The sequence below is a fragment of the Acetobacter tropicalis genome, assembly GCF_030644465.1.
Classification (GTDB): domain Bacteria; phylum Pseudomonadota; class Alphaproteobacteria; order Acetobacterales; family Acetobacteraceae; genus Acetobacter; species Acetobacter tropicalis.
In genome coordinates, this window is the sequence record NZ_JAUYUW010000001.1 from 2,544,714 (window position 1) to 2,559,226 (window position 14,513).

The window sequence follows — 14,513 nt, forward strand, 5'->3', positions numbered from 1 at the left end:
AAGGAAGACGAAATGAAAGTGCGGGTCTTCACATCCGGGTAAGTTTTTTTTGAGATTTTCTTTCTGCGGAAAAATCATCTGAAAATTATGCAGGCAAGTGTAGAGTAATAAATGGTATATTCAGTTTTTAGGATAGAATATCACATTAAAATTTTCAAATTATTAGTATATATTAAATAAAATTTATACAAAAGGATGCTGTATATTTAATTTAAATATTCTAAAAATAAATAATGGTAAAGAAATGGAGTGGTGTTTCGGGAGAAAGCGCAAAATCGAATGTCGGTCTAAACGCAAGGTCGGAGGAGGCTTGCCTGCTTTCATTTATAGATGGCTTGTGGCGTCCTGAAGAGGGTTGCTGTGGTGCTGGCTAACATAGTTCTGATTGTCCAGCCGAGCATTAGGGTCGCTACCCGTATATTCCACCCAGATAACTACCGAGCGGCACGGCGACGACGGTGGCCACAGAAATTCCGCTGAAAATGATGGATAAAGCGCTCGGCCGCAGTGGCGCCGGCACAAGGCGCATCGCCACTGCGGCCGCCATGCTCCAAAATCCTCCCAACGCAATGCCCAGCAGGACCCGCATTATGAGAAGTACGATGAGACTGGATGACAGAGCGGCAAAAAGATTGGACGCGATCATCAACACACTGAATGCAAGCAGCACAATGCGGCGATCGACCCGTCGCGTCAGGCTTGCAGTCAACAGTCCCGAAAACATGGCGATCGCAGCCGTTACGGTGATAGCCTGTTCGGCTAGAGCTTCTGAAACACCCAGTCTCGCTGCCAAGGGTGTCAAAAGGCTTGCGGGCAGAAACTCCGCTGTGAGAAGCCCGAAAACCCCCATTGCCAGTGAAAAGACGGCCATCCATGCGGGAGATGTCGGCTCAATGTTCTCTATACTGGCGATGTAAGATCCAGAGGTCTCTAGAAATTCGTCACTGATGAGAAACGTCCTTAGAATTGACTTTGCAACCTAAGCTAGACGGCATGCACGGGACGATCTATGATTAATAATCTGTTTTTCTTGATCAAAACACCGGAATATTTTTAGCGTTGGACCAGATCGCCCCATCCTCAGATCTCATGAACGAACTGTTTCTCGGGATGCGTCTGCGCGGGCTTCAGTATCGTCGTGTTTATGCTGAGGCCTCTTTTGGTTTTGCTTTCAGGGCAAAACCCGGTTGCGCCTATTTCTATTTCCTGGCAACCGGCATGGGAAAACTTCGGAACGAAAATTGTGAGATTCAGACACTTTCAGATGGCAATGCGGTTTTTCTTCAGTGGCTGCATGGAATTTGATCTCGGTGGCCTTCAGGGGCTTGTCCCCCTGATGCCGGAAATCATGATGATTGACGCTACAATCCAGCGTTACGACGAACTCATGCCGATTAGCGGCCATGGAGCAGGAGGCGCGTGTCGGACGCATAGGAGATGCTGGCGTGCTCGCACGTCTGGCAGATGTCGTGATGGCAGTCATTGTCCGAGGCTGGGTTGAATGCGGTTGCGGCAACCAAAACTGTCCCGTGCTATTCTTGCCCTGCATCGTCATCCCGGACACGACTGGACTGTGGCGGAACTGGCAACTGAAAGTGGTCTTTCACGATCGGTGTTTGCAAAGCGCTTCCAGGAGGTGATCGGCGTTTCACCTTTGCGTTACGCTGGAGAACTGCGAATGCGCATTGCCTGGACTTGGCTTGCTTACGACAGAATGTCTATCGAGAGCGTTGCCGATCAGCTTGGTTATAAGTCTCCGGCAGCTTTTAGCCGCGCTTACAAACGCATTGTTGGTGTACCGCCCGGTTACAGCCGTCGGGCAGTGGAATAATAGGTTTCATTCAGAAGCTTTTTGGTAATAATTAAACAGAAGATTGTCCGCTTAAAGCCAGATGATATTCGAAAGCTGACCTCCCGCCCTGACCTGCCTGTCAGCTCAGTGATACAAAAGTAGACGGGCAGTAATCGCCCTTATGTCGGACGTAAGAGGAATTGCTTCAGTTTTCGGAAAGCAGCCATATATAGGGATGATAATATGCGCATAGAAATGTGCATGAATATGTGCTTTACTCCGGTTTCGAGGGCATGGAGTAAAGCTATGGTTAGCCAGCATTCCACCAGCCTATTACGTGGTCCGACTAATGAGACGTTACGGGCTCAGCTACTCGAAGAAGCCAAATCGCTTGATCTCAACATATTGCAGGCCTGCGAACAGGGGTGGAAGTCAGCGATCGCTTCGATCCGTGCTCAACAATGGCTTGCAGACAATCGCTCGTCCTTCGAAGCATCCCGACAGTATGTCGAAGAGAATGGTCTTCTTCTCGCGGATTATTGGAACTTCTGAATGGTCCCGTTTTGATATGTATCGTTTGGCCGGACGAGGTGAAGCGCGTTTCGTTTTAGATGTGCAGGCAGACCTGCTGGACGCGTTGGGTAACCGCATTGTGGTGCCATTTTTATAACAGAAAGTGGCACCCAAGCCGGCAAAGAGACTGAATTCGGTTTATGTAATCGTCGATGACCAGTCGTTCATTATGATGACACAGTTTATGGCTGCTGTGCCTGAACGTGATCTGAAGAAAGTCGTGACTTCATTGTCTCTTTATCGGGATGAAATCACTCAGGCTATTGATCTGCTTTTAACTGGTTTCTGAGAGACAGTCTTACGGCTTGTCGTCAGCTAAGCAGGATGATGATTGAGGCGAACTGCACGGCTGCGCGGAAGGTCGATTTTAGTTTATCGTAGCGGGTTGCGATAGCGCGAAACTGATTGATTTCATTGAAGAACCTTTCAACAAAATTCCGTTCGCGGTAGAGAGAAAAATCGGTTTTCCGTCGTGTCGTTCTGTTGCGTTTTGGCGGGAGGACCGGAGTAATCCCGCGCTGTATCAGCCGATCGATCAACCTGTGCGCGTCATACGCCTTGTCAGCAAGGAAAACATCCGGGTCGATGTTTTCCAGAAGCGGTTCCGCCTGAGTGATATCGGCATCCTGTCCCGGTGTGATGCTGAGTTCCACCGGATTACCCAGAGCATCGCAGATGGCATGGATCTTTGTAGTCAACCCGCCCCGTGATCGTCCGATGGCCTGATCCTTGCCCCTTTTTTGAGAGATCCGGCACTATGCTAATGTGCCCGGACAATTGTGCTGTCGATCATCATGTATTTGTTGTCGTGATCAGCGGCCAGATAACGAAATATCCGTTCGATGACGCCGGTTTCACACCAGCGGGGCAGACGCCGGTGCACGTTTTTCCAGTCCCCGAAATGGGCAGGAAGGTCACGCCATGGAATGCCCGCGCGATAGCGATAAAGCACCGCCTCCGCGAACAGACGGTTGTCCGCTGCAGTGCCGCCGACATAGCCTTCTCGACCGGGAAGAAGATCCTTTATCTGATCTCACTGGTCATCGCGTAAACTATAGCGCCGCATCTGTCTGTCTCCCCCCAAAAACGGGAAAACAGTAGGCACACGTAGACACAAAGTACAACCCTCACGTGCCACACTCAGGGCTTAACTGACGACACGCCGTAGGTCTGTCTCACATTTCCAAAAACGGGCCTGATTTTCACGCGGTAGCGGGAAAGACGGGAGATTCAAAGAATAGACTATATCGTGCCCGACTGCCAAAGATGCTTATCAGAGTTGCGTTGAACAAGAACTGCGCTCATGGGGTGAGAGTTTACATAAATTTTAATGATGTCCTCATTCGAAATGTTGGCCCATTTGTTAATTTTTATTGAAAAATGTTAGATTTTCACTGTCAATGACGATCACTGCAAGCTTCTGAGATAGACGGATCATCTGAGGCGAGGTCAGCACAACCTGTTTCCTCTGTATCAACAACGTTGAGTTGAAACGCCTTTTTTGAGGTATTCATACCAATACGGACCAACTACTACATGATAGTTTCATCTCAGAAATTCTCAATATTTCCTTACAACGTTCTCAGAGCTGCAAGAAGGCGTTCGCATGATCGAAAATCAACAGTCAAAAAAACAGTTCCAAGTCTACAGAAGACCTTGGAAAGTTATAATAGATCCTCTAGGAATATTATCAGATACATTATGCCCGACAACAATGTTGAGAGCTATTTGAATCCCTAAAAAACGCCTTTGCGAATGGATATGTTGTGCAGAAGATCACGGGGCAGATCGAAGAGATCTCGAAACACAAAGCCGATAGTTTCTCTGAGGCGCTCGTGCGTGGTCTTGCTGTTATCAATGCCTTTGGGTCTGTGCATCCGGCAATGACCTTGAGTGAGGTCGCTGCCAAATTGGCTTTGCCTAGGGCAACGGTGCGTCGTACTCTTCTGACACTTGTTCATCTGGGTTACATGAGGTTGGAGGGACGGCTGTTTTCCCTTCGTCCTTCCATTCTTCGGCTTGCCACGGCCTATCTAGGGGCAGACCCGGTTTCAACTGTGATGCAGCCGGTGTGTGAAGAATTGAGTATGAAACTGGGTGTTACCTGTTCTGTGGCGGTTTTGGATGGACAGGAGGCTGTCATGATTGCTTATGCGTGTCCGCGTGGTGGGTACGGTATGGCGAGTGAAGGTATAGGGCTGCGTCTGCCGGCACTTTCGAGTGCAGTGGGGCGGGTTCTAGTGTCAGGTCTTGACGACGGGCATCGCGAAGACTTTCTGGATCACGTGGATATTAAAACCGTGACGCCCTATACAGTTACGGAGCGTGCCCATTTGCAGAAGCTGCTTATGGATGTCATGAACGAACGCTATGCCTTGGTGGATCAGGAGGCTGAACTGGGGTTCCGTTCTTTGGCTGTGCCGCTGTACCGTCATAATGGTCAGATGGTGGCGGCATTGAACGTCGGATTGCGTGTTGAATTGGCGACATTGAAAGAAATGAAGAAGAAATTTCTGCCTCGTCTGAAAGAGGTTTCTGCCTTAATACAAGAGCAGCTTGTCTAACACGGCTCTAGAGATCTTCATCGGCTGGTGTAAGGGGCGGGGCATTGGCAGCGCGCCATTTGGTGATGATTATGGCCCCTGTCAGAAGTGCGGTCAGGGCGATCAGCGTTGCGCTGATAGGGTGTGTGAATAGAATGGCTGCATTGCCGTGTGAAAGCAGCATTGTTCTGCGCAGGTTTTCTTCAAGCATTGGCCCCAGAACGAAACCGAGCAGAAGGGGGGCGATTGGAAAATCCAGAAAAATCATGATCGCACCGAGAAGGCCGAAAAAAAGTACCTCCCAGATGTGGAACAGGTTATTTTGGGTTGTGTAGACACCGATTGCGATGAAAAAAATTGCACTGGGGAACAGTATTCGATGCGGAACCCGTAGCATCCAGACCCAGATTCCGATCAGCGGCATATTGAGCACCAGAAGTAGGATATTACCGATCCAGAAACTTGCGATCAGCCCCCAGAAAATATCGGGATGTTCGTTGATCAGTTGTGGACCTGGCTGGATGCCGTGAATCAGCAAGGCCCCCAAGATAAGTGCCATCATGGCATCACCAGGGATGCCTAGGGTCATTGTCGGAATGAAATCAACCTGGGTTTTTGCGTGGGATGCTGCTTCAGGTGCAGCAACGCCTTCAATCTGCCCCGTCCCGAACAGCGAAGGGGTGGAGGAGAGACGCCGTTCAAATGCGTAAGCCACGAAGGTTGCGATTGTAGGACCTGTTCCAGGAAGGGCGCCAAACAGGGTGCCGATGCCAGTACCCCGAAGCATGGCGGGAAAAGCCCGTTTCAGGTCGGAACGGCTGGGTATGAGATCCCGCAGGGTGAGCGAAGCATGTGGGATAACTGGTGGTTCACGGTTTACGTGCATGATGAAATCAGCAATGCCGAATAATCCCATTGCCATGGCAACCAGTTCAACGCCGTCGGCCAGATTGAATGTTCCGAATGTAAAACGCAGGCGTCCGCTATCTCCGTCGATGCCAACCGTGCCAACAAGAAGCCCGATGAGCGTTGAGGCCAGACTGCGTACCAGTGGGCCACGGGACATAGTGGCGCCGATCAGCAGCCCCAGAAGCATGATTGAAAACATTTCCGGCGCACCAAAGCTGTCCGCAACGTGTACCAGAAGAGGGGAAGCCAAGATCATGATGATGATCCCGATTGACGCGGCCACGAAGGAAGACAGCATTGTCGTGCCAAGGGCGAGACCTGCCTGTCCGCGGCGCGTCATGGGATAGCCATCTAGGCAGGTAATGGCGTGGGGAGGGTGGGAAGGAAGGTTGAGCAGAATGGCGCTGATGGCCCCCCCATACTGCGAGCCATAGAAAATGCCTGCCAGCATCAGGATCGCGGCTACCGGATGCATGGTGTATGTCAGGGGAAGCAGGATGGACATGGTAGACAGAACCCCCATGCCTGGCAGGACGCCAATGAGGTTTCCGACAACGATTCCGAACAGGCACCAGAGCATGTTGTGCCACTGGAACGCTACGGAAAAGCCATAGAGCAGGTCTGTTAAAGAATGGGACATCAGGGTTCCGGTCTGGACTGGAAAGAGAGGTCGGCGTCAGGCGTAGAACAGGGGTAACTGTACCTTGAGGGCGCCCCAGAAAATTACCCCGGCGAGGATGGACAGGACCGTTGCAAGAATGAGGATGTCGCGCGGGCGGTTTGTTCTGTCCCCCAACGCGGCGACGGTAACGGTCAGGAAGGTTGCTGGTAACAGTCCAGAGTATCTTGCCAGGATTTCGAATGTCATCAGGCTCAGGATGATACACGTTGCGCCCCTCATGTCAGGCAAAGAGGGACGTACTGCATGGTGTGCTGCTGGCGCACTGATCCCCGCCTGCACAAGCATAGCCAGCCCACAGAGCATCAGTAGCGCTCCGATAACTGTTGGGAAGAAGCCGGCCCCGAGTGCTGCGAGATTGCCAATCCCGTAGGTTGCCCCTTGGGTTGCTGCCGCACAGCCGGCCAGAAATGTCAGCAGACCTCCGCAGAGATCGCGGTGTCGTGGAGACATGGGATGCTCCTTCAGGTCGGATGGTGTTTCATGGACTATTAGGCAGAACGGCGATGGCTTCCATCTCGATTTTGACTGGAGCGATCAACTGACTGATGACGGTTGATCGCGCGGGAGCATCTGTGCAGAAGTGGGCGGCGTAGGCGCTGTTGAATGCGGGGTAGTCTCTGGCATCGGTTAACCAGATAGTGGTTTTGACGATGTCTGACAGAGAACAGCCATGTCGAACCAGAATGTTACGGATCATATCGATGACGGCGTGGGTCTGGGTCGTAATGTCCTCTCCATTCGGCTTTCCGGCGCGCATGGGGACCTGACCTGCCACGAAGAGAAGCGTGCCCTGAGCTGTGGCGGCGGTACTGATGGGCTGGGGAGCGCCTGCCCGGATAACGGGGTCATGGGTGGTTTTCATTGAATGGAAAGCCCTGTTTGGCTGATGACATCGGCCCATTTCTGGGTATCTGCACGGATGAACGCCGCACTGGCGGCTGCATCTTTGCCCTCAATATCCAGACCGCGCACCGCAAGGAATTCGGCTAGATCGGGTGCACGGACCGCAGCGACAATTTCGCGGCTCAACAGAGTGATAAGGGAGGCAGGTACGCCGCTGGGTGCGAACATGGCCTGCCAGGACAGGCTTTCAAATGCAGGGTAACCGCATTCCGCCATGGTGGGCAGGTCTGGATAAAGTGCGTCCCGTGTAAGGGCCGTTACGGCAAGAGGGCGGAGTTTACCCGCGCGGATCTGGGGCGCGGTGATGGCGATATCACCAAACATGGACATGATCTGATTGCTGATTACCGCCTGCATGGCGGACGCACTGCCATGGTAGGGGATATGGGTCAGATGCAGCCCACCAGCTTGGGCGAACATGGCGCCTGTAAGGTGCATGGACGTGCCGTTTCCGGGCGAGCCATATGTCATGCTCCCCGGATTTCGGCGGGCAGCAGCCACATAATCGGCTACTGTGTGGATACCGGTGTCTGGGTTGACCACCAGCACCAGCGGGGCGCTGACAACAAGGCTGAGGGGGATGAAGTCCCGCAGGGGATCAAAAGGGAGTTCGGCATAAAGGGCGCGGCTGATGGCGTTGGTTCCCGTTACCCCAAAAAGCAGTGTGTGACCGTCAGGCTTGGCATGGGCCACAAAATTGGTTCCGATGATGCCACCAGCGCCACCCCGGTTGAGAACGATCACACCGCATTGCAGCGCCGTGGAAAGAGTTTTGCCGATTTGACGTGCCAGTAGGTCAGTGGAGCCTCCTGGTGGAAATGGCACTACAATTGTGATGGGCTCGGAGGGGAAGTCCCTACTTTCTGCCCGCGCATATGGTGCTGCAAGGAGGCTGGTCCCCGCCATGCCATGGCAAAGCAGCTTACGCCGCGAAAGTATGAAATTGGATTTCATCGGCGGTAAAGCCTCTGGAAAGACTGTGGGCCGGACCAGCGGGATGGGCTGAAGGGCGTAAGATCAATAGAGGGGGCGCGTCCGGCCACGAGTCCGGCAATTTCCCGCCCCGTGGGGGCCCCGGCGCACATGCCGATATGCCCGTGCCCGAATGCCAGCCAGGCATTTTCAACCGTGGGTGCCCGGCCAATGACCGGCAAACTGTCCGGAAGGCAGGGCCGGTGGCCCATCCACTTTGTGAGGCGGCTTGTATCCAGATGGGGAAACATTTCGATCCCGCGCGCAAGAAGGGCATCGGCACGGCTATAATTGGGTGGAGGTTTCAAGCCCGCCAGTTCAACCGTACCCGCCAGCCGAAGTCCCATTGCCATGGGATTGACCATCATGTTGTGTTCCACGGCCATAATGGTGTGTGAGAGCGTAAGATTGGAACTGTTGATCGTGACGTGATAGCCGCGCTGGGTTTCAAGTGGTACGGTTACGCCCAAAATATGCGCCAGATTGCCGGACCAGGCTCCACCAGCTACGACCACACCATCGACCGGTAGGGTTTCCCCGTTATCAAGCATGACGTTCTGTAACAAACCGTCCTTTTTTTTAAAGCCTGTCACACGCTGGCGAATATGCGTGGCCCCATTGGCAATGCATTTCGCATTGAGTGTTTTGACCAGCTTTGAAGGGTCCGTTGTGGCTCCATTCTGAGGTGCAAGAATACCAAAACGGAAACGACCCTTCAGATCAGGTTCCAGGCTTTCCAGTTCATCCCGGTTTACATCACGCATTTCGACACCGAGCCTACGGCGCAGGTCCATGCCCCATTGCCACTGGCTGGCAATTTCCCGGGAGGAATAGACATACAGGCAGCCGTCATGTCGTACCAGTTCCTGAGCGTGCGCCCATTCCAGTAGTGGTGCGTAGGATTCGAAAATAGGTGTTAGCAATGCGCGCAGCGCCGTGGCGATCCGTTCTACTTCCTTGCGGCTGGAATGATAAAGCAGGCGCACCAGCCAAGGCGCAACATGTGGCAGATATGGCCATCGTACTGTTAAGGGGCCGCTGGGGTCCATGAGCCAGTGGGGCACCTTGCGCCACATTCCCGGCATTCCAACAGGCAGGCAGGCGCTGGGAGAGAGAGAACCGGCATTCCCAAAAGAGCAGGCGTCGCCCGGTTCATAGGGATCAACAAATGTGACACGATGCCCATCGCGCTGCAGGTATGCCCCTGTACAGGTGCCTATGATCCCGGTTCCAATCACGCAGATATGCATTTCAGCAGCCTTTTACGGGTGCTCGGCAGTTTGAGGAGATGACGAGCATGAAAAATGGAAAGAAGTTATTTCCAGTATAACGTTGCGTAAATGGAACCATCATTCAAACGAGTTGTTCTGATGAAGATATCAATAAAATTGATGTCATGTTGTTTGGCCGGAAGAGGTGGCCAGCCCCCCCAGATGTTCGCGCAGGATATCAAGAAATGTCGAGGTGACCGGAGACATCGTGCGTATGCTCTGTCGATAGGCGAAAAAGCGCCGCTGGATGATGGGTTCGGTCAGACGGATCATGTGTGCCCCCATGGGTAGAATGAAAGGGGAAACATATTCAGGCGCGATGGTGATACCAAGACCTTGGCCAGCGAGGGCGATGGCTGTGGTCATGTGGTGGATGTCCCGGATAACTCCGGCTGGTGCCGGAATGTCCGCGCCTGCCAGAAGGCTTGGCAGCTCATGGCTGAATTCCGCCGAATAGTTGATCCAGCGGATATCTCCGATTTGGGACCAGGGAATTTCCTGGCTTTGGGCCAGACTGTGTGTCTGTGCACAGACCAGACAGAGGGGGACTTCAAAAAGAAAATCCCTTGTGATGTCTTCATCAAGCCGCCGTTCGGGGCCAATGCCCAGATCGACTTCTCCCCGCCTGACCAGCGTGACGAGTTCATCGACTGTTGTATCTAGAAGCTGGACTTCAACATGAGGAAAGCGTTTTTCAAATTCGCGTACTAGTGGCGGTATAAAAGTACAGGCCAGCATCTGGGTTGCACCAATTCGGAGCACGCCGCGGCGCAGGGTGCGGATATCGGCCGCACCGACAGCCACAAGTTCCAGATCCCGAAGAATGCGACGGACTAAAGGCAGAAGTTCCGTTCCTGCCTCCGTGGTGGATGTTCCACGGCCATGACGATCGAAGAGCGGAAGCATCAGTTCATCTTCCAACTGGCGGATCACCATGCTGATCGCAGACTGCGTAAGATGCATGCGTCGAGCTGCTTCCGTGAAGCTGCCCGTTTCGGCAACGGCCACAAAGGCACGGAGTTGTCTCAGGCTGATATTCATCACATTTCCTGATTGCTGCATCAAAACAACTTGTTTGTCTGATACCATAGCATTCTTCATAACGGTTTCGGAATAGTATCTTGTCATCAATTTAGCCGGTCTTCTGTAGAAGGCTGGCGCGGGATGCGTGTGGTGGTTTCACGGCTGGCCAGTATGTGTCTGTTCGGATTGTGCCTGCTGTCCAGGGAGCGTTCATGAAAAGACGCATGATAAATTCCTTTCTGTTCTCAGGCTGGTTTCCTTGGGGGGTTCGTTATGAGAGAGCATGATGACTGGGTGATCGGTTTTGATATGGGGGGAACCTATGTCGATGTTGCGGCCCGTGCTTCTGGCGGACAGTTGCTGGTGGCCAAGGTGCCATATGAGGGCACACCAGCACTGTCAGCGGTTCGGGCGCTAGAGCGATTTCTTGCACATCATGGCATCGCGGCGGATTCTGTCCGGAAACTTGTTCATGGCTCCACCGTAGTTACAAATCTGCTTCTGGAACGGGATGCCCCTGCGATAGGGGTCCTAACAACAGCCGGGTTTGCTGATGTGTTGTCTCTGCGTCGTCAGAACCGGAAGGAATTGTATGGGCTGGCGGTACGTGCCGAACAGCCTGAACATCTTTTTCCGGTAAGATTCAGGCGCGAAGTGACCGAGAGAGTATCCGCAGCAGCTAAGGAGCTTGTAAAGCTGGATGAAGAGGCTGTGCATGCGGCCGGGGAGTTCTGGAAGCAGGCGGGGGTGAAGGCGGTTGCGATCTGTTTTCTACATGCCTGCCGTCATCCTGTTCATGAACTGCGGGCGCGGGATATTCTGCAGGAATGTTGTCCGGGGTTAAAGATTTCCCTTTCTCATGAAGTTGATCCGGCTCCACGTGAATATGAACGTTTTCTGGCCACAGCGCTGAATGCTTATGCTTCTGTGCCGATATCAGACTACATGGGGTGCATCAGGCAGGGCTGCCGGGATATGGGGCTGCCAGAACCTTCTGTCATGCGGTCAGATGGTTTTGGGGAAACATTGCCAAAAGCCATGGAAAAACCGGTTTCTCTGGTCATGTCGGGGCCAGCGGCGGCGCTGGCCGGCGCCGTTGGATGTCTGGGTGGCACACGGCAGGCCGTGATGATTGATATTGGTGGCACGACCACGGATATCGGGTTGATCGCCCAAGGGCACATGCTGGTCTCTGAAGAAATCGGGCTAGGGCCCTTTTCCCTGCGGTTGCGCAGTGCAAATGTCCTGTCCGTGGCTATAGGAGGGGGCAGTATTGCCCGTATGACGCCGACAGGTGCGTTGCGGCTGGGGCCACAGTCACAGGGGGCGACGCCCGGACCGGCTGCTTACGGTAAAGGGGGAACAGAGGCCACCTTGACCGATGCTCTGGTGGTTCTGGGCAGATTACCGTCCTCCCTTGCGGGCGGGCGGACACTTTGTCCGGATCTGGCGCGGCAGGCCCTTCAACCGCTTGCAGATCGGCGTGGGTGCGGCTTGCAGGTGATTGCGGAGGCTATCGTGGCAGGGGCGCATGCTGTCATAGCGGAAGGCATAAAGACGCATGCTTATGCGGTGGGGCTGGAACCCGCGGATTGCATGTTGATTGCTGCAGGCGGCGGGGGAGCGCAACATGGCGTAGATGTTGCTGAACTTGTTGGGATAAAAACCGTTTTTCTGCCGCCTCATTCAGGAGTTTTAGCTGCCATCGGCCTTTTGGGGGTTTGTAAGGTTCGGGTCGAGGAGATCGCGCTTGATGTGTTTCTGGATGATCTGCACGCGGCTTTCCCGAAAGAGGATACAGGACTGAGGTTGCAGGAAGGTGAGAGTGAAAAATGGTCTGTCGCGTTGTGTTATGAAGGGCAGCAGGCGTCCATTGAGCTACCACTGGCGGGGAAGGCTGCCGATTTGGCAGTCCTGAAGGCGGAGTTCGAAGAGGATCACAGAAGGCTGAGAGGATACGTGCTTGAGAAGCATCGTCTCAAGGTCCGCCGGCTTCGTCGCGAACTGATCCTGACAGAGAAAGGTTATGGTCACGAGAAGGTAGCTACGCAGCCGGAGGGCCTGCGTGATGTTGCAGGCCCTGCCAGTGTTGTTCTGGAAACCACAACCCTTTGGATTCCTGCCGGATGGCGAGGAACGGAGGCGGAGGATGGGAGCTGGAGCGTGACGCCGCTTGTGGAAACCGATAGGATGGGGATGCCATTATGACGGGTACGCAATCTCTGGATGTTCGCTGGATCGAACCATTGCGGCTTGGCCTGCAAGGCATGACGGACCGGATGCAGAATGCCTTGATGACGGGAGCTCATTCCACTGTCGCTCGGGAAGGAGGAGATTGTGCAGCAGCAGTTTTCCTTCCAGACGGGCGGTTGCTGTCACAGGCACGTTCGCTGCCGCTGTTGCTTGGGTCTTTGATGCCAGCCGTAACGCACGTGATCGAGCGGTTTCCCGTGGAGACGATGCGCCCGGGCGATGGCTATCTGTTAAATGATCCTTGGTCTGGTGGGTCGCATCTACCGGATATGGTTGTGATCCGTCCTTTGTTCTGTGACGGCGTGATTTGTGCTCTGGCGGCGTCGAACTTGCACCATCAGGATGTGGGGGGCATGAGTCCGGGTTCTCTTCCATCCGCCGCACATGAGATTTTTCAGGAAGGGTTGCGTCTTCCGCCGATAAAAGCGTGGCGCGATGATGTGCTGGCTGATGGGGTACGCGCCATTCTGCTGGCTAATTCTCGGTCTCCGGATCTTCTTGCTGGCGATCTTGCATCCCAATGGGCCTGTGTATGTCTGGCCGAGCGAGAAATCAGACATTTTGTTTCGCGCTATGGGCAGGGGGCCTTTTTCCGGATGTGCGATCATCTGATTCTGGAAGCAGAGCGGATGACGCGATATGTTTTGGGTAATCTGCCGGATGGTGAGGCCGTCTGGTCCGACAGGTTGGATGGAGACGGAAGGAGTGAGGACCCGGTCCATCTGGTGGTCACGCTCCGTAAATGCGGTGAAAATCTGGAGATCGACTTCACGGGAACCCAGGATCAGGTGCAGGGGCCAATCAACGCCTCAAAGGCTTCCATGTTGGCGGCTGCGCTTTTTTTCATGCGGACGCTGGCGCCAGAAGCGCCCAACAATGCAGGCTGTCTGGCTCCCCTACGCTTCATTCTGCCGCAGGGTAGTATAGTTAATCCGCATTATCCTGCTGCGGTCAATGCGCGGACTGCCACGGTCAAGCTGGCAACCAATGCTATTTTGTGCGCATGGTCGCGCTATTGCGCTTCCCTACCAGGCGATATCAATCATCATGACCAGAGTGCCGCCAACGCCGGTGTGGCTGTTGTCGTGTCTGTCGGAGGGGAGCGGGAGGACGGAACGCGGTATTTCTTTACGGAAATTATTGCCAGTGGCGCCGGTGCCTGTGCGGATTGTGATGGCGTCGGTGGTATTTCCACAGATGTGAGCAACGCTCGTAACACCCCTATTGAAAGTTTGGAGGCGCGGGCACCGCTACTGTTTGAAACCTATGGTCTGCATCAAGGATCGGGTGGTGCTGGTCATTATCGTGGCGGAGACGGCGTGCACCGGTCCTGGCGGTTGCTGGAGGGGCACGCGGATGTTTCCTATCGGGGAGACCGGCATCGTTCCCAGGCGCGAGGTATGTCGGGTGGAGAAGATGGCGGCTGCACGCAGGCTTGTGTGATACACGAGGATGGGACGCGGGAATGGCTTTCTGCAAGGGCGACGGTCAGGATCAACGCCGGAGACGTGTTTTCCGTACAGACGGCTGGCGGTGGCGGGTGGGGAGAGGCGAAGTGATGTTGTCCCTGTTTCCTGAGATGAGGGAAACAG

At 53.9% G+C, this 14,513-nt stretch carries 13 protein-coding genes and 2 pseudogenes; 7 read left to right on the plus strand and 8 right to left on the minus strand.

Translation table 11 applies throughout. From position 1 onward, the window contains the following. Positions 1–409: 409 nt before the first annotated feature. Complete coding sequence (locus QWU00_RS11630) at positions 410–871, minus strand: MFS transporter (RefSeq protein ID WP_231551538.1); 462 nt, start codon at positions 869–871, stop codon at positions 410–412. Positions 872–1,059: 188 nt separating this feature from the next. On the opposite strand from QWU00_RS11630, the gene QWU00_RS11635 reads away from it, so the two are divergent. The 4 genes and pseudogenes from QWU00_RS11635 (at position 1,060) to QWU00_RS16860 (ending at position 2,654) form a co-directional block, all read left to right on the plus strand. Continuing rightward, positions 1,060–1,305: a hypothetical protein gene (locus tag QWU00_RS11635; protein WP_231551537.1), complete on the plus strand. Its 246-nt coding sequence runs from the start codon at positions 1,060–1,062 to the stop codon at positions 1,303–1,305. A 196-nt stretch (positions 1,306–1,501) separates the two neighbouring features. Continuing rightward, positions 1,502–1,831 (plus strand): AraC family transcriptional regulator, encoded by a 330-nt coding sequence (locus QWU00_RS11640; protein ID WP_231551536.1) that lies wholly within the window; start codon positions 1,502–1,504, stop codon positions 1,829–1,831. Positions 1,832–2,098: 267 nt separating this feature from the next. Then, complete coding sequence (locus QWU00_RS11645; protein WP_035377434.1) at positions 2,099–2,344, plus strand: type II toxin-antitoxin system CcdA family antitoxin; 246 nt, start codon at positions 2,099–2,101, stop codon at positions 2,342–2,344. Then, a pseudogene (locus tag QWU00_RS16860) lies at positions 2,310–2,654 on the plus strand (CcdB family protein). The gene QWU00_RS11645 and the pseudogene QWU00_RS16860 overlap by 35 nt, the downstream one beginning before the upstream one ends. 22 nt (positions 2,655–2,676) lie before the next feature. Here the strand turns inward: QWU00_RS16860 and QWU00_RS11655 are convergent. Further along, a pseudogene (locus tag QWU00_RS11655) lies at positions 2,677–3,392 on the minus strand (IS5 family transposase). 739 nt (positions 3,393–4,131) lie between these two features. Here QWU00_RS11655 and QWU00_RS11660 point away from each other — a divergent pair. Beyond that, positions 4,132–4,929 carry an IclR family transcriptional regulator domain-containing protein gene (locus QWU00_RS11660; protein WP_035377394.1) on the plus strand — a complete coding sequence of 266 codons (798 nt, stop codon included), beginning with the start codon at positions 4,132–4,134 and terminating at the stop codon, positions 4,927–4,929. 7 nt (positions 4,930–4,936) lie between these two features. On the opposite strand, the gene QWU00_RS11665 is transcribed toward QWU00_RS11660, so the two are convergent. From QWU00_RS11665 to QWU00_RS11690, 6 genes are all read right to left on the minus strand, one after another. Beyond that, complete coding sequence (locus QWU00_RS11665) at positions 4,937–6,457, minus strand: tripartite tricarboxylate transporter permease (protein WP_197056300.1); 1,521 nt, start codon at positions 6,455–6,457, stop codon at positions 4,937–4,939. 36 nt (positions 6,458–6,493) lie between these two features. Beyond that, positions 6,494–6,949, minus strand: coding sequence for a tripartite tricarboxylate transporter TctB family protein (locus tag QWU00_RS11670; protein ID WP_035377392.1), 456 nt, complete (start codon positions 6,947–6,949; stop codon positions 6,494–6,496). Positions 6,950–6,977: 28 nt separating this feature from the next. Then, positions 6,978–7,361 (minus strand): RidA family protein, encoded by a 384-nt coding sequence (locus QWU00_RS11675; RefSeq protein ID WP_052051126.1) that lies wholly within the window; start codon positions 7,359–7,361, stop codon positions 6,978–6,980. After that, positions 7,358–8,356, minus strand: a complete 999-nt coding sequence (locus QWU00_RS11680; protein ID WP_035377390.1) for a Bug family tripartite tricarboxylate transporter substrate binding protein — start codon at positions 8,354–8,356, stop codon at positions 7,358–7,360. The genes QWU00_RS11675 and QWU00_RS11680 overlap by 4 nt, the downstream gene beginning before the upstream one ends. After that, the gene (locus tag QWU00_RS11685) at positions 8,353–9,624 is read right to left on the minus strand and encodes an NAD(P)/FAD-dependent oxidoreductase (RefSeq protein WP_052051125.1); all 1,272 of its coding nucleotides are present in this window, start codon (positions 9,622–9,624) and stop codon (positions 8,353–8,355) included. Before QWU00_RS11685 ends, QWU00_RS11680 begins: the two co-directional genes overlap by 4 nt. 144 nt (positions 9,625–9,768) lie before the next feature. Next, positions 9,769–10,686: a LysR family transcriptional regulator gene (locus QWU00_RS11690; protein ID WP_052051124.1), complete on the minus strand. Its 918-nt coding sequence runs from the start codon at positions 10,684–10,686 to the stop codon at positions 9,769–9,771. Between the two features lie 255 nt (positions 10,687–10,941). On the opposite strand from QWU00_RS11690, the gene QWU00_RS11695 reads away from it, so the two are divergent. Then, positions 10,942–12,876, plus strand: coding sequence for a hydantoinase/oxoprolinase family protein (locus QWU00_RS11695; RefSeq protein WP_052051123.1), 1,935 nt, complete (start codon positions 10,942–10,944; stop codon positions 12,874–12,876). After that, positions 12,873–14,480: a hydantoinase B/oxoprolinase family protein gene (locus QWU00_RS11700; RefSeq protein WP_035377388.1), complete on the plus strand. Its 1,608-nt coding sequence runs from the start codon at positions 12,873–12,875 to the stop codon at positions 14,478–14,480. Before QWU00_RS11695 ends, QWU00_RS11700 begins: the two co-directional genes overlap by 4 nt. Positions 14,481–14,513: the final 33 nt, after the last annotated feature.

Excerpts from the sequence above, each read along its gene's own strand:
- QWU00_RS11640 (WP_231551536.1), top strand. The coding sequence starts at position 1,502 with ATGCGGTTGCGGCAACCAAAACTGTCCCGTGCTATTCTTGCCCTGCAT.
- QWU00_RS11690 (WP_052051124.1), bottom strand. The coding sequence starts at position 10,686 with ATGAATATCAGCCTGAGACAACTCCGTGCCTTTGTGGCCGTTGCCGAA.
- QWU00_RS11630 (WP_231551538.1), bottom strand. The coding sequence starts at position 871 with ATGGCCGTCTTTTCACTGGCAATGGGGGTTTTCGGGCTTCTCACAGCG.
- QWU00_RS11685 (WP_052051125.1), bottom strand. The coding sequence starts at position 9,624 with ATGCATATCTGCGTGATTGGAACCGGGATCATAGGCACCTGTACAGGG.
- QWU00_RS11670 (WP_035377392.1), bottom strand. The coding sequence starts at position 6,949 with ATGTCTCCACGACACCGCGATCTCTGCGGAGGTCTGCTGACATTTCTG.
- QWU00_RS11645 (WP_035377434.1), top strand. The coding sequence starts at position 2,099 with ATGGTTAGCCAGCATTCCACCAGCCTATTACGTGGTCCGACTAATGAG.
- QWU00_RS11700 (WP_035377388.1), top strand. The coding sequence starts at position 12,873 with ATGACGGGTACGCAATCTCTGGATGTTCGCTGGATCGAACCATTGCGG.
- QWU00_RS11665 (WP_197056300.1), bottom strand. The coding sequence starts at position 6,457 with ATGTCCCATTCTTTAACAGACCTGCTCTATGGCTTTTCCGTAGCGTTC.
- QWU00_RS11695 (WP_052051123.1), top strand. The coding sequence starts at position 10,942 with ATGAGAGAGCATGATGACTGGGTGATCGGTTTTGATATGGGGGGAACC.
- QWU00_RS11680 (WP_035377390.1), bottom strand. The coding sequence starts at position 8,356 with ATGAAATCCAATTTCATACTTTCGCGGCGTAAGCTGCTTTGCCATGGC.
- QWU00_RS11675 (WP_052051126.1), bottom strand. The coding sequence starts at position 7,361 with ATGAAAACCACCCATGACCCCGTTATCCGGGCAGGCGCTCCCCAGCCC.